Below are 18,222 nucleotides of genomic sequence, written 5' to 3'. Positions count from 1 at the left end.
TAGCCTAAAGGGGCTGAATCAGCCTTGTTTTTTGGTAACAGTTTCGACGATGTGCGACGGAGCTGTATTGTATTTTTTGAATTCCATAGAGTAGCTTGCGCGACCCTGGGACATCGAACGAACGTCGGTCGCATAACCGAACATCTCGCCCAACGGAACTTCAGCACGGATAACCTTACCGGAAACCGTATCTTCCATACCCAGAATCATGCCGCGACGACGGTTAAGGTCGCCCATCACGTCACCCATATAGTCTTCAGGCGTAACAACCTCTACCGCCATGATCGGCTCAAGCAGCTCACCACCGCCCTTCTGGGCCAGTTGCTTGGTCGCCATGGAAGCAGCCACCTTAAACGCCATCTCGTTCGAGTCGACGTCGTGGTAGGAACCATCAAACACGGTAGCCTTCAGGCCGATCAGCGGATAGCCGGCAACAACGCCGTTCTTCATCTGCTCTTCGATACCCTTCTGGATAGCCGGGATGTATTCCTTAGGAACCACACCACCCACTACTTCGTTCACGAATTGCAGACCTTCCTGACCTTCGTCAGCAGGAGCAAAACGGATCCAGCAATGGCCGAACTGGCCACGACCGCCGGACTGACGAACGAACTTGCCTTCGATTTCGCAGTTCTTCGTGATGCGCTCACGATACGAAACCTGAGGCTTACCGATGTTGGCTTCGACGTTGAACTCACGGCGCATCCGGTCAACCAGGATGTCCAGGTGCAGCTCGCCCATGCCAGAGATGATCGTTTGACCAGTCTCTTCATCAGTCTTGACGCGGAAAGACGGGTCTTCCTGAGCAAGCTTGCCCAGAGCGATACCCATTTTTTCCTGGTCATCCTTGGTCTTAGGCTCTACGGCAACCGAGATAACCGGCTCCGGGAAGTCCATGCGAACCAGGATGATTGGCTTGTCAGCGTTGCAGAGGGTTTCACCAGTGGTGACGTCCTTCATGCCGATCAGGGCCGCGATGTCGCCAGCGCGTACTTCCTTGATCTCTTCACGGGCGTTTGCGTGCATTTGCACCATACGACCCACGCGCTCTTTCTTGCCTTTAACCGAGTTGATCACGCCGTCGCCGGAGGCCAATACGCCCGAGTAAACGCGGACGAAGGTCAAGGTACCCACGAATGGGTCGGTAGCGATCTTGAACGCCAGAGCCGAGAACGGCTCGTTGTCGTCCGCGTGACGCTCCATTTCTTCTTCCTCGTTATCAGGGTTGGAACCCTTGATAGCAGGAATGTCGACAGGAGCCGGCAGGTAGTCGATAACGGCGTCGAGAACCAGGGGAACGCCCTTGTTCTTGAAGGAAGAACCGCAAACAGCCAGGACGATTTCGCCAGCGATAGTACGCTGACGCAGAGCGGCCTTGATTTCCTCGATGGTGAGTTCTTCACCTTCCAGGTACTTGTTCATCAGCTCTTCGCTGGCTTCGGCAGCAGCCTCAACCATGTTGCTGCGCCACTCTTCAGCCAGTTCCTGCAGTTCAGCAGGGATAGCTTCGCGACGTGGAGTCATGCCCTTGTCAGCATCGTTCCAGTAAACCGCTTCCATGGTCATCAGATCGATCTGACCCTGGAAGTTGTCTTCGGAACCGATAGCCAACTGGATTGGCACTGGAGTGTGGCCCAGACGCTGCTTGATCTGAGCGATCACGCGCAGGAAGTTAGCACCGGCACGGTCCATCTTGTTCACGTAAACAATACGTGGAACGCCGTACTTGTTGGCTTGACGCCATACGGTTTCGGACTGCGGCTCAACGCCGGAAGTACCACAGAACACAACGACAGCGCCGTCGAGTACACGCAGGGAACGTTCAACTTCAATGGTGAAGTCTACGTGGCCCGGGGTATCGATGACGTTGAAGCGGTATTGGTCTTTGTGCTGCTTGGCGGAACCCTGCCAGAAGGCGGTAATGGCAGCAGAAGTAATGGTAATACCACGCTCCTGCTCCTGCACCATCCAGTCAGTGGTCGCAGCGCCATCATGCACTTCGCCCATCTTGTGGCTTTTGCCAGTGTAAAAAAGGACGCGCTCGGTGGTGGTGGTTTTACCAGCATCCACGTGAGCAACGATACCAATGTTACGGTAGCGGTTAATCGGTGTAGTACGAGCCATAAAGCCCTCGCAAAATTAGTGACGCTAAAATTAGAAGCGGTAGTGCGAGAAAGCCTTGTTGGCTTCAGCCATACGGTGCACGTCTTCACGCTTCTTAACTGCAGCACCTTTACCTTCGGCGGCGTCCAGCAGTTCGCCAGCCAAACGCAGAGCCATAGACTTCTCGCCGCGCTTGCGGGCGAAGTCTACCAACCAGCGCATTGCCAGAGCGTTACGACGGGACGGACGAACTTCAACCGGAACCTGGTAAGTAGCACCGCCTACACGGCGCGACTTTACTTCGACCAGCGGAGCGATGGCGTCGAGAGCTTTCTCGAAGATTTCCAGGGGGTCGCTGTTCTTGCGTTCTTTAACCTTTTCCAGCGCGCCATAAACGATACGCTCGGCAACGGCTTTCTTGCCGCTTTCCATCACGTGGTTCATGAACTTGGCCAGGATTTGGCTTCCGTATTTTGGATCGTCAAGCACTTCGCGCTTGGCTGCTACGCGTCTTCTTGGCATGGATAAGCCCTCAAACGGTCTTCAGGTTCGCTCGGAATCGGTGCCCTTGCGGGACGCCTCCGACCTTACTCTTATCGACTCAGAAAAATAGAAAATCAGTTTTTACAAAAAGCCGCTACTACTTAGGCTTCTTGGTACCGTACTTCGAACGACCCTGGTTACGACCTTTAACGCCGGAAGTATCCAGAGAACCGCGTACGGTGTGGTAACGAACACCTGGCAAGTCTTTTACACGACCGCCGCGGATCAGTACCACGCTGTGCTCTTGCAGGTTGTGGCCTTCACCGCCGATGTACGAGGAAACCTCGAAACCGTTGGTCAGGCGCACACGGCATACTTTACGCAGTGCCGAGTTAGGTTTTTTCGGCGTGGTGGTGTACACACGGGTGCACACGCCACGGCGTTGCGGGCAGTTCTGCAGCGCAGGCACGTCGGATTTCTCGACGATACGCTTACGCGGCTGACGTACCAGCTGGTTGATAGTTGCCATCTACTAGCTCCACTGTTGTCTTGCGACGCTATTGTCTTGCAAGAAAAGCAAAATGGCAGGAACGAATTCCCGCCAAATTTAGGGGTACAAGAGTCTAAAGAGGATCTTGTCCCCAGTCAAGGCAAGGCCCCGACCTCCCCGCTCATCCAACCTCGACAAATTGTCTCGATTCGATGAACGGTGCGACCGGGGCCCCACGCTCATTTACCGCAGAACTCAGTTACCGCTCGAGTTCAGCGCTTCGGTCAGTGCAGCTTCCACTTCACTGGCGCTTACGCGCAACGGTTTGTCTGCATCACGACGACGCTTACGCTCGCTGTGATAAGCCAGGCCGGTACCAGCCGGGATCAGACGACCCACGACCACGTTTTCTTTCAGGCCGCGCAGGTAGTCGCGCTTGCCGGTTACCGCCGCTTCGGTCAGTACACGAGTGGTTTCCTGGAAGGAAGCCGCCGAGATGAACGATTCGGTGGACAACGACGCCTTGGTGATACCCAGCAGAACGCGAGTGAACTTGGAGACAAACTTGTCTTCGCCGCTCAGACGCTCGTTCTCTACCAGAACGTGAGTCAATTCCATCTGGTCGCCCTTGATGAAACTGGAATCGCCGGATTCAGCGATTTCAACTTTACGCAGCATCTGACGCAGGATGGTCTCGATGTGCTTGTCGTTGATCTTCACGCCTTGCAGACGGTAAACGTCCTGGATCTCGTTGACGATATACTTGGCCAGCGCACTCACACCCAGCAGACGCAGGATGTCGTGTGGATCGCTTGGACCGTCGGAGATAACTTCGCCGCGGTTTACCTGTTCGCCTTCGAACACGTTCAGGTGACGCCACTTCGGAATCAGCTCTTCGTACGGATCACTACCGTCGTTCGGGGTGATAACCAGACGGCGCTTGCCTTTGGTCTCTTTACCGAACGCGATGGTGCCGCTGACTTCAGCCAGAATCGACGCTTCTTTCGGACGACGAGCTTCGAACAAGTCGGCAACACGCGGCAGACCACCGGTGATGTCACGGGTCTTCGAAGTTTCTTGCGGGATACGAGCGATAACATCACCGATCGCGATCTTCGCACCGTCCGCTACACCGACCAGGGCGTTGGCTGGCAGGAAGTACTGAGCGATAACGTCAGTGCCTGGCAGCAACAGATCCTTGCCGTTGTCGTCGACCATCTTCACGGCAGGACGGATGTCCTTGCCAGCAGCTGGACGATCTTTGGCGTCGAGTACTTCAATGTTGGTCATACCGGTCAATTCGTCAGTCTGACGCTTGATCGTGATGCCTTCTTCCATGCCCACGTAGGTCACGGTACCTTTCATTTCGGTAACGATCGGGTGAGTGTGCGGATCCCACTTGGCCACGATTGCGCCAGCGTCGACCTTGTCACCTTCTTTAACCGAAATCACGGCACCGTACGGCAGCTTGTAACGCTCGCGCTCACGACCGAAGTCATCAGCGATGGCCAGCTCACCGGAACGGGACACAGCAACCAGGTGACCATCCACTCGCTCAACGTGCTTCAAATTGTGCAGACGGACGGTGCCGCCATTCTTCACCTGAACGCTGTCGGCTGCGGAGGTCCGGCTTGCCGCACCACCGATGTGGAACGTACGCATCGTCAGCTGGGTACCCGGCTCACCGATCGACTGTGCAGCGATTACGCCGACAGCTTCACCGATGTTCACCTGGTGACCGCGAGCCAAGTCACGGCCGTAGCACTTGGCGCAAATGCCGTAGCGGGTTTCGCAGCTGATCGGCGAGCGAACAATCACTTCGTCGATGCTGTTGAGTTCGATGAACTCGACCCACTTCTCGTCTACCAGGGTGCCAGCAGGAACGATGATGTCCTCGGTACCTGGCTTGAATACGTCACGGGCGATAACACGACCCAATACGCGTTCACCCAACGGCTCTACAACGTCACCGCCTTCAATGTGCGGTGTCATCAACAGACCGTGTTCGGTGCCGCAATCGATCTCGGTTACAACCAGATCTTGCGCCACGTCTACCAGACGACGAGTCAGGTAACCGGAGTTCGCAGTTTTCAACGCGGTATCCGCCAGACCCTTACGAGCACCGTGAGTAGAGATGAAGTACTGAAGTACGCTCAAACCTTCACGGAAGTTCGCAGTAATCGGCGTTTCAATGATGGAACCGTCCGGCTTGGCCATCAGGCCACGCATACCGGCCAGCTGACGAATCTGTGCTGCGGAACCCCGCGCACCAGAGTCAGCCATCATGTACATCGAGTTGAAGGATTCCTGGTCGACTTCGACGCCATGACGGTCGATGACTTTCTCTTTCGAGAGGTTGGCCATCATCGCCTTGGAGACTTCGTCGTTCGCTTTCGACCAAAGGTCGATCACTTTGTTGTACTTCTCGCCCTGGGTTACCAGGCCGGAGGCGTACTGACTTTCGATCTCTTTCACTTCGTCGGTGGCAGCACCGATGATGCGGGCTTTTTCATCCGGGATAACGAAGTCGTTAACACCGATGGAAACGCCGGAAATGGTCGAGTAAGCGAAACCGGTGTACATCAACTGGTCAGCGAAGATCACGGTCTCTTTCAAACCAACCACGCGGTAGCACTGGTTGATCAGCTTGGAGATCGCCTTTTTCTTCATTGGCAGGTTGACGACGTCGTACGACAGACCTTTTGGCACAACCTGATACAGCAACGCACGGCCGACAGTAGTGTCGACGATACGAGTGCCGCTCACGCTGCCACCGTCACGGTCGTTGACGGTTTCGTTGATCCGCACTTTGACCTTGGCGTGCAGTGCGGCTTCGCCGGCACGGAACACACGGTCAACTTCCTGCAGATCCGCGAACACACGACCTTCGCCCTTGGCGTTGATCGCTTCACGAGTCATGTAGTACAGACCCAATACAACGTCCTGCGACGGAACGATGATTGGCTCACCGTTGGCTGGCGACAGAATGTTGTTGGTCGACATCATCAACGCACGCGCTTCGAGCTGGGCTTCCAGCGTCAGCGGTACGTGCACGGCCATTTGGTCGCCGTCGAAGTCGGCGTTGTACGCGGCGCAGACCAGAGGGTGCAGCTGGATAGCCTTACCTTCGATCAGTACCGGTTCAAACGCCTGGATACCCAGACGGTGAAGGGTCGGTGCACGGTTGAGAAGAACCGGGTGTTCGCGAATCACTTCAGCGAGAACGTCCCAAACTTCCGGCAGCTCGCGCTCGACCATCTTCTTGGCTGCTTTGATGGTGGTCGCGAGACCACGCATTTCCAGCTTGCCGAAAATGAACGGCTTGAACAGCTCGAGAGCCATTTTCTTCGGCAGACCGCACTGGTGCAGACGCAGGGTTGGACCTACGGTAATTACCGAACGACCGGAGTAGTCAACACGCTTACCGAGCAAGTTCTGACGGAAACGACCTTGCTTACCCTTGATCATGTCAGCCAGGGATTTCAGAGGACGCTTGTTGGAACCGGTGATAGCGCGGCCACGACGACCGTTGTCGAGCAGTGCGTCGACGGCTTCCTGCAACATACGCTTTTCGTTGCGCACGATGATGTCCGGAGCGGACAGATCCAGCAGGCGCTTCAAACGGTTGTTACGGTTGATCACTCGACGATACAGATCGTTGAGGTCGGAAGTCGCGAAGCGACCGCCATCCAGCGGGACCAGTGGACGCAGATCTGGCGGCAGAACCGGCAGAACGGTCAGCACCATCCACTCTGGCAGGTTGCCGGAACCCTGGAAGGCTTCCATCAACTTCAGACGCTTGGACAGCTTCTTGATCTTGGTTTCGGAGTTGGTTTGCGGAATCTCTTCACGCAGACGGCCAATCTCGTGTTCCAGGTCGATAGCGTGCAGCAGTTCACGGACAGCTTCAGCACCCATGCGGGCGTCGAAGTCATCACCGAACTCTTCCAGCGCTTCGAAGTACTGCTCGTCGTTCAGCAGCTGACCTTTTTCAAGGGTGGTCATGCCTGGATCGATAACGACATAGCTCTCGAAGTAGAGAACACGCTCGATATCACGCAGGGTCATGTCCATCAGCAAGCCGATACGCGACGGCAGCGATTTCAGGAACCAGATGTGGGCAACTGGCGAGGCCAGTTCGATGTGCGCCATGCGCTCACGACGAACTTTGGCCAGCGCGACTTCAACGCCGCACTTCTCGCAGATCACACCACGGTGCTTCAAGCGCTTGTACTTACCGCACAGGCACTCGTAATCCTTTACCGGGCCAAAGATCTTGGCGCAGAACAGGCCGTCACGCTCAGGTTTGAACGTACGGTAGTTGATGGTTTCCGGCTTTTTAACTTCACCGAACGACCACGAACGGATCATCTCAGGCGATGCCAACCCAATACGGATGGCGTCGAACTCTTCGACTTGACCCTGGTTTTTCAGCAAATTCAGTAGGTCTTTCAAGGCCTTTCCTCCTGGCGGAGCAGAGAGCGGGCAATCCTGCCCCGCTCTCGATTCGCGTCACGTGTTATTCGGTTTCCAGATCGATATCGATGCCGAGGGAACGAATTTCCTTGATCAACACGTTGAAGGACTCGGGCATGCCCGGCTCCATACGGTGATCGCCATCCACGATGTTTTTGTACATCTTGGTACGGCCGTTCACATCGTCCGACTTCACTGTGAGCATTTCTTGCAGAGTGTAAGCGGCACCGTATGCTTCCAGTGCCCAGACCTCCATCTCCCCGAAACGCTGACCACCGAACTGCGCCTTACCACCCAGCGGCTGCTGGGTAACCAGGCTGTACGAACCGGTAGAACGAGCGTGCATCTTGTCGTCTACCAAGTGGTTCAGCTTCAGCATGTACATGTAGCCAACGGTAACCGGGCGCTCGAACTTGTTGCCGGTACGGCCGTCGGTCAGCTGCATCTGGCCGCTTTCTGGCAGGTCTGCCAGTTTCAGCATGGCCTTGATTTCGCTTTCCTTGGCACCGTCGAACACTGGAGTGGCCATTGGAACGCCGCCACGCAGGTTTTGAGCCAGATCCAGGATTTCCTGGTCGGAGAAGTCATCGAGGCTTTCCTGACGACCGCCGATCTCGTTATAGATCTCGTGCAGGAATTTACGCAGCTCGGCAACTTTACGCTGCTCTTCAACCATGCGGTTGATCTTCTCGCCCAGGCCCTTGGCCGCGAGGCCCAGGTGGGTTTCAAGGATCTGACCGACGTTCATACGCGAAGGTACGCCCAACGGGTTGAGGACGACGTCGACCGGGGTGCCATTGGCATCGTGCGGCATGTCTTCAACCGGCATGATCACGGAGACCACACCTTTGTTACCGTGACGACCGGCCATCTTGTCGCCCGGCTGGATGCGACGACGGATTGCCAGGTATACCTTGACGATTTTCAGCACGCCTGGAGCCAGGTCATCGCCCTGCTGCAGTTTGCGCTTCTTGTCTTCGAACTTGTCGTCCAGCAGACGGCGGCGATCAACGATGTAGGCCTGGGCCTTCTCGAGCTGCTCGTTCAGAGCGTCTTCAGCCATGCGCAGTTTGAACCACTGGCCGTGCTCAAGACCGTCGAGTACTTCGTCGGTGATGTCCTGGCCTTTCTTCAGACCGGCGCCGCCTTCGGCTTTGTGGCCGACCAGAGCGGAACGCAGACGTTCGAAAGTAGCACCTTCAACGATACGGAACTCTTCGTTGAGGTCCTTGCGGATCTCGTCCAGCTGGGACTTCTCGATCGACAGTGCACGAGCATCACGCTCAACGCCGTCGCGGGTGAAGACCTGTACGTCGATGACAGTACCCTTGGTACCGGTAGGTACGCGCAGGGAAGTATCTTTAACGTCGCTGGCTTTCTCACCGAAGATCGCACGCAGCAGTTTTTCTTCCGGAGTCAGTTGGGTCTCGCCTTTCGGAGTGACCTTACCAACCAGGATGTCGCCTGCGCCTACTTCAGCACCTACATAAACGATACCGGCTTCGTCCAGCTTGTTCAGTGCAGCTTCACCCACGTTCGGGATGTCCGCAGTGATTTCCTCTGGGCCAAGCTTGGTGTCACGGGCCACACAGGTCAGTTCCTGGATGTGGATCGTGGTGAAACGGTCTTCTTGAACAACGCGTTCCGACAGGCAGATGGAGTCTTCGAAGTTGAAGCCGTTCCATGCCATGAAGGCGATGCGCATGTTCTGACCCAGCGCCAGTTCACCCATGTCGGTGGACGGGCCGTCGGCCATGATGTCGCTACGCTGGACCCGATCACCTTTACGCACCAGCGGACGCTGGTTGATGCAGGTGTTCTGGTTGGAGCGGGTGTATTTGGTCAGGTTGTAGATGTCGACACCGGCTTCACCGGTTTCAACTTCGTCATCAGCAACACGAACCACAATACGGCTGGCGTCGACAGAGTCGATCACGCCGCCACGACGAGCCACGACGCAAACGCCGGAGTCACGGGCTACGTTACGCTCCATGCCGGTACCTACCAGCGGCTTGTCAGCGCGCAGGGTTGGTACAGCTTGACGCTGCATGTTCGAACCCATCAACGCACGGTTGGCGTCGTCGTGCTCGAGGAACGGAATCAGCGACGCTGCGACCGAAACTACCTGCTTCGGCGAGACGTCCATCAAGGTGACGTCTTCCGGCGCCTTGACGGTGAATTCGTTCAAGTGACGAACAGCTACCAGCTCGTCGATCAGGACTTTCTTGTCGTTCATCGTGGCCGAAGCCTGAGCGATCACGTGATCAGCTTCTTCGATGGCAGACAGGAATACGATCTCGTCGGTGACCAGAGCGTCTTTCACCACACGGTACGGGCTCTCGAGGAAGCCGTACTGGTTGGTGCGCGCATAAGCCGCCAGGGAGTTGATCAGACCGATGTTCGGACCTTCCGGCGTTTCGATCGGGCAAACACGACCGTAGTGAGTCGGGTGTACGTCACGAACTTCAAAGCCGGCGCGCTCACGAGTCAGACCGCCAGGGCCGAGTGCAGAGACACGACGCTTGTGGGTGATCTCGGACAGCGGGTTGTTCTGGTCCATGAACTGGGACAGCTGGCTGGAACCGAAGAACTCTTTCACCGCTGCAGCCACTGGCTTGGCGTTGATCAGGTCTTGCGGCATCAGGCCTTCGCTTTCAGCCATCGACAGACGCTCTTTGACCGCACGCTCAACACGTACCAGGCCAACGCGGAACTGGTTCTCGGCCATTTCGCCTACGCAGCGAACACGACGGTTACCCAGGTGGTCGATGTCATCGACGATGCCTTTACCGTTACGGATGTCGACCAGAGTCTTCAGTACCGCGACGATGTCTTCCTTGCACAGCACGCCCGAACCTTCGATCTCGGTACGACCGATACGACGGTTGAACTTCATCCGGCCGACCGCAGACAGGTCATAGCGCTCAGGGCTGAAGAACAGGTTGTTGAACAGGGTCTCGGCAGCGTCTTTGGTTGGCGGCTCGCCTGGACGCATCATGCGATAGATCTCGACCAGCGCTTCCAATTGGTTGCTGGTGGAATCGATCTTCAATGTGTCGGAGACGAACGGACCGCAGTCGATATCGTTGGTGTACAGAGTTTCGATGCGAACAACTTGAGCCTTGGCGATTTTGGCCAGGATCTCGGTGTTCAGCTCGGTGTTGCACTCTGCCAGGATTTCGCCGGTTGCCGGGTGCACGATGACCTTGGCGGTTGTGCGACCCAGGACGTAGTCCAGAGGCACATCCAGCTCTTTGATCCCGGCCTTTTCCAGCTGGTTGATGTGGCGAGCGGTGATACGACGACCCTGCTCGACAATAACCTTGCCTTTGTCATCCTGGATATCGAGGACAGCGATTTCACCGCGCAGGCGCTGAGGCACCAGCTCCAGGCTCAGGGTCTCGCCCTTCACGTGGAATACGTTGGTGGTGTAGAACGCGTCCAGCACTTCTTCAGTGGTATAGCCGAGCGCACGCAGCAGTACCGATGCAGGCAGCTTGCGACGACGGTCGATACGCACGAACACGCAGTCTTTCGGGTCGAACTCGAAGTCCAGCCACGAACCGCGGTAAGGAATGATGCGCGCGGAGTACAGCAGTTTACCGGAGCTGTGCGTCTTGCCACGGTCGTGGTCGAAGAACACGCCCGGGGAACGGTGCAGCTGGGAAACGATTACACGCTCGGTACCGTTGATTACGAAGGTACCGTTTTCAGTCATCAGTGGGATTTCGCCCATGTAGACTTCTTGCTCTTTGATGTCCTTGATCGCTTTGTTCGACGATTCTTTGTCGAAAATGATCAGGCGCACTTTTACCCGCAAAGGTACGGCGTAAGTTACACCGCGCAATACGCATTCTTTGACATCAAATGCCGGTTCGCCCAGGCGATAACCGACGTACTCCAGCGCAGCATTGCCGGAGTAGCTGATGATCGGGAAAACGGATTTGAAGGCCGCATGCAGGCCCACGTCGCGGAACTGATCTTTAGTCGCTCCCGCTTGCAAGAATTCACGATACGAATCCAGCTGGATGGCCAGGAGGTACGGCACATCCATGACGTCCGGCAACTTGCTAAAGTCCTTGCGGATACGTTTTTTCTCAGTATATGAGTAAGCCATCAGCGTTCCCCAGCTTGGTCACCTGCTTGTTTGGCCCCTCCCGACGGGAGCAGCCAGAAAATCGTGCAAACCCCATGGTTTGCGCCACCGCATCGGGTGGTTACAGCTCGTTACCGGCACCGACCCAGTCGGCTGCCAATAACGGAAAAAGGCCGGTGGCAAGAGCCACCAGCCATCAGCCTGTCGCTTAACGCTCGGGCTGGAAACGCAAAGTCGATGCTTACTTCAGCTCGACTTTAGCGCCTGCTTCTTCCAGAGCTGCTTTGGCTTTGTCAGCTGCGTCTTTGGCAACAGCTTCCAGAACCATGGCAGGAGCGCCGTCAACTACAGCCTTGGCTTCTTTCAGGCCCAGACCGGTCAGTTCACGTACTGCCTTGATCACGTTTACTTTCTTCTCGCCAGCTTCGGTCAGCATGACGTTGAATTCGGTTTGCTCTTCAGCAACGGCAGCAGCAACAGCTGGACCAGCCGAAGCAGCAGCAGCGGAAACGCCGAATTTTTCTTCGAAAGCTTTGATCAGCTCAACAACCTGCAGAACCGACATTTCAGCTACGGCGTTGAGGATATCTTCTTGGGAGATAGACATTACTGTATTTCCTGAATTGGGGGACGGCCTACGCGGCCATCGAAATAAACAAAAATACGCGAGAGAAAGTGCTCAGCCTTAGGCTGCGGCAGCTTCTTTTTGCTCGCGAACTGCAGCCAGAGTACGAGCCAGCTTGCTGGTAGCGCCTTGAATCACGCTCATCAGCTGCGAAATGGCTTCGTCGCGGGTCGGCAGTGTTGCCAGTACGTCGATTTGGTTAGCTGCGAGGAACTTGCCCTCGAACGCAGCTGCCTTGATCTCGAACTTGTCCTGACTCTTGGCGAACTCTTTGAACAAACGGGCAGCAGCGCCTGGATGATCCTTGGAGAACGCGATCAGAGTCGGGCCGGTGAACACGTCGTTGAGGACACTGTATTCAGTGTCAGCAACAGCGCGCTTGAGCAGGGTGTTACGTACAACACGTACGTATACGCCAGCTTCACGAGCCTCTTTACGGAGTCCGGTCATTGCGCCTACTGTCACACCACGGGCATCAGCCACGACAGCGGACAGAGCGACTTTGGCAGCCTCGTTGACTTCAGCGACGATGGCCTTCTTGTCTTCGAGATTAATTGCCACGGGTTTAACTCCTGCTTGTTACCGTTTCATCTGGCCGGAGCCGGATGTCGTTTTGGTGTCTGATTCGGTAAGGAACCGGGAGCACCATCTGCGTAGGCTTGTGGTTTAAGACTTGCGCCGCCTACGGTCTTGGATAGCCCCCGCCAGGCAGGGACCCCAATTTTTCAATTGGCGCAATCGCTTGCGCCAACCTGTGTCTTACGCGTCGAGCGAGCTTTGATCGATGATCAGACCTGGGCCCATAGTGGTGCTCAGGGTAACGCGCTTGACGTAAATGCCTTTCGAGGAAGCTGGCTTGATACGCTTCAGATCAGCGATCAGGGCTTCAACGTTTTCCTTCAGCTTGACGGCGTCGAAGCCCATCTTGCCAACGGAAGTGTGGATGATGCCGTTTTTGTCGGTGCGATAACGAACCTGACCAGCCTTGGCGTTTTTAACCGCGGTAGCTACGTCTGGAGTCACGGTACCAACTTTAGGGTTAGGCATCAGACCACGTGGACCGAGGATCTGACCCAACTGACCTACAACGCGCATTGCATCCGGGGATGCGATAACTACGTCATAGTTCAGGTCGCCGCCTTTCATTTCGGCAGCCAGGTCGTCCATGCCTACACGGTCAGCGCCGGCAGCCAGAGCGGCCTCAGCAGCTGGACCCTGGGTGAACACAGCAACGCGAACGGTCTTGCCAGTGCCGTGAGGCAGCACAGTAGCGCTACGAACGACCTGGTCGGATTTACGCGGGTCAACACCCAGGTTTACAGCTACGTCGAACGACTCGCTGAACTTGACAGTCGACAGCTCAGCCAGCAGGGCAGCGGCGTCTACAATGTTGTAGGCCTTGCCTGCTTCGATTTTGCCGGCGATAGCCTTTTGACGCTTGGTCAGCTTAGCCATTACACACCCTCCACGTTAAGGCCCATGCTACGAGCAGAACCGGCGATGGTACGCACGGCTGCATCCATATCAGCTGCAGTCAGATCCGCGTTTTTGGTTTTCGCGATTTCTTCCAGCTGAGCACGAGTCACGGTGCCAACCTTAACGGTGTTCGGACGAGCGGAACCGCTGGTCAGACCGGCCGCCTTCTTCAGCAGAACCGAAGCAGGGGTGGATTTGGTTTCGAAAGTGAAGCTACGGTCGCTGTAGACAGTGATGATCACTGGAGTCGGCAGACCTGGCTCAAGACCCTGGGTACGGGCGTTGAAAGCCTTGCAGAATTCCATGATGTTCACGCCGTGTTGACCCAGAGCAGGACCAACAGGTGGGCTTGGGTTAGCCTGAGCGGCCTTCACTTGCAGCTTGATGTAAGCGGTAATCTTCTTGGCCATGAGGCACTCCAATTACGGGTTCAAACGCCTCGAAAGGCTCCCCGGTTACTTGCGCGTTTATCCCAGTGACGACAAAACCCCACAGCCTATGGCTGCGGGGTTGGGATTTTTGCTCAGCTAGACCTTTTCGACCTGGCTGAACTCTAGCTCTACCGGAGTAGAGCGACCGAAAATGAGCACAGCCACCTGGATGCGGCTCTTTTCGTAGTTAACTTCTTCAACAACACCGGTAAAGTCAGCGAACGGACCGTCATTGACACGCACCGACTCACCCGGCTCGAACAACGTCTTCGGCTTCGGCTTGTCGCTACCATCAGCAACGCGACGCAGAATCGCTTCTGCTTCTTTATCGGTGATTGGCGCAGGCTTGTCAGCGGTACCGCCGATGAAACCCATCACCCGAGGCGTGTCCTTGACCAAGTGCCAAGTACCCTCGTTCATATCCATCTGCACCAGCACGTAGCCAGGGAAGAATTTGCGTTCGCTTTTGCGCTTCTGGCCATTGCGCATCTCAACCACTTCTTCAGTGGGGACCAGAATCTCGCCGAAGCCATCTTCCATGCCAGCCAGCTTTACGCGCTCGATGAGCGAGCGCATTACATGCTTCTCGTAACCGGAGTAAGCATGCACAACATACCAACGCTTAGCCACGGGACACCCTTAGCCGACAATCAAGGAAACAAGCCAGCCGAGCAGGGAATCAAGCCCCCACAACAGCAACGCCATAACCAGAACAACAGCCACAACGATCAACGTGGTCTGCGTGGTTTCTTGGCGAGTTGGCCAAACGACTTTACGAATCTCGGTGCGCGCTTCCTTTACAAGAACAAAGAAAGACTTGCCCTTCACTGTCTGCAGGCCTACAAAGGCAGCTACAGCAGCAATCACGAGCAAAGCGAGCACACGGTACAGAATCGGCGAAGCAGAGAAGTACTGATTGCCAACAACGCCAACAGCCACCAAAGCAACTACTACTAGCCACTTGAGCAGATCGAAGCGAGAACCTTGAGCTTCAGCTTTAGGAGTCATCTATGAAGATCCTGTGAAAAGAAAGCCAGACACACCGAGTGAATCTGGCAGGTCAGGAGGGAATCGAACCCCCAACCTACGGTTTTGGAGACCGTCGCTCTGCCAATTGAGCTACTGACCTAAAACAAAATCAGGCCGACCATTATGCAGACCTGAAAAAGACTTTACAACCACTTACTCAATGACCTTGAGCACTCCGCCAGAACCAGGGACTCAGATCACCCCACGAACAACGAAGAACATCCCAGGCCATTAAAACAAAGGCAGATATTTTCATATCTGCCTTGTTATATGGAGCTCTTGAGCGGATTTGAACCGCTGACCTCACCCTTACCAAGGGTGTGCTCTACCAACTGAGCTACAAGAGCGTAACACTGTGCAAAACCTGCAAACTTGGAGCGGGTAGCGGGAATCGAACCCGCATCATCAGCTTGGAAGGCTGAGGTTCTACCACTAAACTATACCCGCGAGGCTTGCAGCTCTCGCTAAAATGGTGGAGGGGGAAGGATTCGAACCTTCGAAGTCGTAGACGTCAGATTTACAGTCTGATCCCTTTGGCCGCTCGGGAACCCCTCCTAAGCGAGCCGGCATTCTACATCATGCCAGCCTTCTGTCAAGCACTTTTCTCAATAAAAACTTGAGGTTAGCTGCGTTGACCCGCTTCACACCGCTTACCGTTTCCGGTGTTCGCTGTGGAGCGGGCGCCATTCTATGCAAACTATTCGAAGGGCGCAACCCCCTCGCAAGGCATTATTTTATGTTTTAACTCATTGAATTCTTTGGAAAGGTTTTGCAGCTGCAGCTCATCCAGCCAGCGCCTGCTTTCGGGGGCGATTCGCACCCAATAACCGGCCGTTTCAGCCCCACTCCGAGGTAGCGACTGGAACTTGACTTCCATCCCGCTCAACCGCCGCTCAACGGCTTGCGCCGCATCCAGACGAACATAGCCCCCCAGATAAAGGCAGCTTGCGTCAGGCAACACAGGCTTGGTTTTTTCCCTGGATGTATCAGCCGCCTCACTCAACAGGCGAATATCCTGCTGAGACCCTTTATACAAGCTCAAAGACGTCACATCCTTGGCGCGCAGAGGGGCCTCCTGTTGATTCCAGATGTAATAGAACCCGTTGAGAACAAGCAGCAGCAGAAACAACCAACGCATAGAAACCTCAGGACAAGGGACAGGCCATAGCCAAACCGACAAACACCAGGTCCGGCACCACCTTGGCACGAGGCACGATCTCGGAAACGAGGTCTGCATCCCCACCGGTGAGGAATACGCTGAAATCCTCACCCCAATAGCTGTGGGCAAGTTCAAGCTGGGTTAGCACGAAACCGCGCAGCATCAACAGGCAGCCACGCTCGACAGCCTCAACAGTGGTACGACCGGGAACCAGACTCTCCAGGGCCTGTTCGGCTGCCAGATCGCCATAACGGATTTTCCGCGTATGAGTGCGCAGCTGATTGCGCATCAATGGCATGCCCGGGCATATGAAACCACCGAGATGCACTCCATCCGCCGCAACGAAATCAGCAGTAACAGCCGTACCGAAGTCGAGCACAAGAGAAGCGCCCCCAGCCAGGTGAAAACCGCCGAGCATTGCCAGCCAGCGATCAAGGCCCAGCCGCTCGAATTCTTCATAGCCATTACGGACACCCGACATCTCGCGGGCCGGTGTCGCGCACACCGCAGATACTCCGAACGCCTCAGCCAACAGACTCGTCAACGCACTGGTCTCATCGGCGGTCCTGACACTAACCAGGCGGCAGAAGGCAAGGGCTAGCCCACTGATAGCCCTTACGCCCTCCAGTAGAGCCAGATCCGAATCAACCACGCCCTCGCCTAACACCTGACGGGCATTGGTAGCGAGCACACGCCACTTGATGAAACTATTTCCGCAGTCGAGCTCAAGAATCATCACGCAACCTCAGGCTCAGCTCGCCACCACTGAAAACTTTCTCCACACCACCCACCTGCAGGCGCAAAGCACCCTGGCTATCGATACCCAGTACCTTGCCATCTATTTGGTTGGCACCCGCAATCAAAGACACGTCTCGCCCTTGCCACAGATGATTTTGCTCCCACTCCGCCTGGATAGCTGAAAAGCCACCGGCCTGATGTCGAGCAAGGTACTTCTCAAGCGTAACCCCCAATGCGGCGACCAGGACATTGCGATCAAACACCTTGCCGGACTCAAGCCGCATGGACGTCCACTGCTGATCAACCTCATCGGTTGCCTGCATATTCACATTTATCCCGATACCGAGAACAACGTGACACACGTCAGCAGGATCCCCCACTAGCTCCAGGAGTATGCCGGCGATCTTTTTCCGCCCCACCAGGACGTCGTTAGGCCACTTCAATCCAGCTCCCGCGATACCCAGGTCACGCAAGGTCTGCAGTGCGGCGAGCCCAACCACAAGACTCAGGCCTTCCAGTTGACGCATACCACCATCGATACGCAGGACAAGGCTGTAATAGACGTTCTCCGCGAAAGGACTTACCCATTTTCGACCGCGTCGACCGCGACCCGCAGTCTGCCGCTCAGCCAGCACCAGAAACGGCGCGGCCCGCCCTTGCTCGATGGCCCGCAGCGCCTGGGCATTGGTAGAGTCAATTGAGTCGAAAGTCAGGACAGGCCAGACGCAGGAAGGCGCTCGCGCATTTATTGCCGCAGGATCAAGCAGCGCCAACGGCGTGGCCAACTGATAGCCGCGCCCGCGGACCTTATGAATAGACAAACCCAATTCGGCCTCCAGATGCTGAAGCTGCTTCCACACAGCACTGCGACTGACACCCAAGGCTGCGCCCAGGGCCTGGCCCGAATGGAATCGGCCATCTTTAAGAAGCTCTAACAACGTCAGCATGCAACTCTCGCCTCACAATGAGGCCCGCATAATAGCCACGCACCGAGCCATTGCATAGAAATCCCGACAAGCAAACTTTCTCGCGGCCAAATACAAAACCCCTACCTGCATACGCAGATAGGGGTTTCGGAATTTAATCTTGACGATGACCTACTCTCACATGGGGAAA

General features: G+C 55.8%; 14 protein-coding genes and 4 tRNA genes. All 18 read right to left on the bottom strand.

The features are described 5' to 3' along the window. Nucleotides 1-18: 18 nt before the first annotated feature. The 18 genes from fusA to birA all read right to left on the bottom strand — a co-directional run bounded on the left by fusA (nucleotide 19) and on the right by birA (nucleotide 18,053). Nucleotides 19-2,124 (bottom strand): elongation factor G, encoded by a 2,106-nt coding sequence (gene fusA / locus AC07OG_RS14345; RefSeq protein ID WP_060541895.1) that lies wholly within the window; start codon nucleotides 2,122-2,124, stop codon nucleotides 19-21. A gap of 30 nt (nucleotides 2,125-2,154) precedes the next feature. Continuing rightward, a complete protein-coding gene (gene rpsG / locus AC07OG_RS14340; RefSeq protein WP_002555493.1) occupies nucleotides 2,155-2,625 on the bottom strand; it encodes a 30S ribosomal protein S7 in 471 nt (156 codons plus the stop codon). Between the two features lie 118 nt (nucleotides 2,626-2,743). Continuing rightward, nucleotides 2,744-3,115 carry a 30S ribosomal protein S12 gene (gene rpsL, locus AC07OG_RS14335; RefSeq protein WP_002555494.1) on the bottom strand — a complete coding sequence of 124 codons (372 nt, stop codon included), beginning with the start codon at nucleotides 3,113-3,115 and terminating at the stop codon, nucleotides 2,744-2,746. Between the two features lie 216 nt (nucleotides 3,116-3,331). Continuing rightward, nucleotides 3,332-7,531 (bottom strand): DNA-directed RNA polymerase subunit beta', encoded by a 4,200-nt coding sequence (rpoC, locus tag AC07OG_RS14330; protein ID WP_060541896.1) that lies wholly within the window; start codon nucleotides 7,529-7,531, stop codon nucleotides 3,332-3,334. A gap of 64 nt (nucleotides 7,532-7,595) precedes the next feature. After that, complete coding sequence (rpoB, locus tag AC07OG_RS14325; protein ID WP_007984407.1) at nucleotides 7,596-11,669, bottom strand: DNA-directed RNA polymerase subunit beta; 4,074 nt, start codon at nucleotides 11,667-11,669, stop codon at nucleotides 7,596-7,598. Between the two features lie 220 nt (nucleotides 11,670-11,889). Further along, nucleotides 11,890-12,255 (bottom strand): 50S ribosomal protein L7/L12, encoded by a 366-nt coding sequence (gene rplL, locus AC07OG_RS14320; RefSeq protein ID WP_060541897.1) that lies wholly within the window; start codon nucleotides 12,253-12,255, stop codon nucleotides 11,890-11,892. 78 nt (nucleotides 12,256-12,333) lie between these two features. After that, nucleotides 12,334-12,834, bottom strand: a complete 501-nt coding sequence (gene rplJ / locus AC07OG_RS14315) for a 50S ribosomal protein L10 (RefSeq protein ID WP_060541898.1) — start codon at nucleotides 12,832-12,834, stop codon at nucleotides 12,334-12,336. A 198-nt stretch (nucleotides 12,835-13,032) separates the two neighbouring features. Continuing rightward, nucleotides 13,033-13,728 (bottom strand): 50S ribosomal protein L1, encoded by a 696-nt coding sequence (gene rplA, locus AC07OG_RS14310; protein WP_042561348.1) that lies wholly within the window; start codon nucleotides 13,726-13,728, stop codon nucleotides 13,033-13,035. After that, the gene (gene rplK / locus AC07OG_RS14305) at nucleotides 13,728-14,159 is read right to left on the bottom strand and encodes a 50S ribosomal protein L11 (RefSeq protein WP_003176435.1); all 432 of its coding nucleotides are present in this window, start codon (nucleotides 14,157-14,159) and stop codon (nucleotides 13,728-13,730) included. The genes rplA and rplK overlap by 1 nt, the downstream gene beginning before the upstream one ends. Before the next feature lie 117 nt (nucleotides 14,160-14,276). Further along, a complete protein-coding gene (nusG, locus tag AC07OG_RS14300) occupies nucleotides 14,277-14,810 on the bottom strand; it encodes a transcription termination/antitermination protein NusG (RefSeq protein WP_007984405.1) in 534 nt (177 codons plus the stop codon). A 9-nt stretch (nucleotides 14,811-14,819) separates the two neighbouring features. After that, on the bottom strand, nucleotides 14,820-15,188 hold the full coding sequence (gene secE / locus AC07OG_RS14295) for a preprotein translocase subunit SecE (RefSeq protein ID WP_060541899.1): 369 nt from the start codon (nucleotides 15,186-15,188) through the stop codon (nucleotides 14,820-14,822). 45 nt (nucleotides 15,189-15,233) lie between these two features. After that, nucleotides 15,234-15,309 (bottom strand) — tRNA-Trp (locus AC07OG_RS14290). A gap of 171 nt (nucleotides 15,310-15,480) precedes the next feature. Beyond that, nucleotides 15,481-15,556 (bottom strand) — tRNA-Thr (locus AC07OG_RS14285). Between the two features lie 26 nt (nucleotides 15,557-15,582). Beyond that, a tRNA-Gly gene (locus tag AC07OG_RS14280) sits at nucleotides 15,583-15,656 on the bottom strand. A gap of 23 nt (nucleotides 15,657-15,679) precedes the next feature. Then, nucleotides 15,680-15,764, bottom strand: a tRNA-Tyr gene (locus AC07OG_RS14275). A 142-nt stretch (nucleotides 15,765-15,906) separates the two neighbouring features. Further along, nucleotides 15,907-16,347 carry a hypothetical protein gene (locus tag AC07OG_RS14270; RefSeq protein WP_060541900.1) on the bottom strand — a complete coding sequence of 147 codons (441 nt, stop codon included), beginning with the start codon at nucleotides 16,345-16,347 and terminating at the stop codon, nucleotides 15,907-15,909. 7 nt (nucleotides 16,348-16,354) lie between these two features. Continuing rightward, a complete protein-coding gene (locus AC07OG_RS14265) occupies nucleotides 16,355-17,104 on the bottom strand; it encodes a pantothenate kinase (RefSeq protein ID WP_060541901.1) in 750 nt (249 codons plus the stop codon). Continuing rightward, nucleotides 17,094-18,053, bottom strand: coding sequence for a bifunctional biotin--[acetyl-CoA-carboxylase] ligase/biotin operon repressor BirA (gene birA / locus AC07OG_RS14260; protein WP_495067332.1), 960 nt, complete (start codon nucleotides 18,051-18,053; stop codon nucleotides 17,094-17,096). The genes AC07OG_RS14265 and birA overlap by 11 nt, the downstream gene beginning before the upstream one ends. Between the last annotated feature and the right edge of the window lie 169 nt (nucleotides 18,054-18,222).

Source organism: Pseudomonas sp. GW821-FHT09H03 (genome assembly GCF_059415945.1).
Note: the sequence above shows the minus strand (reverse complement) of the source record. Positions and strands in the feature narration are given on the sequence as shown.